Origin of the sequence: Acinetobacter sp. WCHAc060033, from assembly GCF_004209125.1 — a bacterium.
In the GTDB taxonomy this organism is placed as follows: Bacteria; Pseudomonadota; Gammaproteobacteria; order Pseudomonadales; family Moraxellaceae; genus Acinetobacter; species Acinetobacter wuhouensis.
Window position 1 is genome coordinate 1 of sequence record NZ_SGSW01000233.1, and the last position, 234, is coordinate 234.

Here is a 234-nt window from a genome sequence, read left to right on the forward strand (position 1 = left end):
GCCAAGAATCATAAAATTAGTGATTTATTTCGTCATCTTCAAGTTGGTCAAACTGAATGTCGTAAACGACGTATTTGGGTTGGTCGAGTGAAACTGTATATTAGTGCGCTACGATTAGAAGATGGAGAACTTTTACTTGTTGTTTCTCCTATGTTTAATGCTTCTGCTATTCGTGATTATGCATTACGCTGGGAAATCGAAACGTTATTTAGTTGTCTCAAAGGACGTGGATTC

The 234-nt window shown here is 37.2% G+C and carries 1 pseudogene; it reads left to right on the forward strand.

Annotated features, from left to right (window positions below):
* Positions 1-234, forward strand: a pseudogene (locus tag EXE10_RS21380) (IS4 family transposase); the annotation flags it as partial.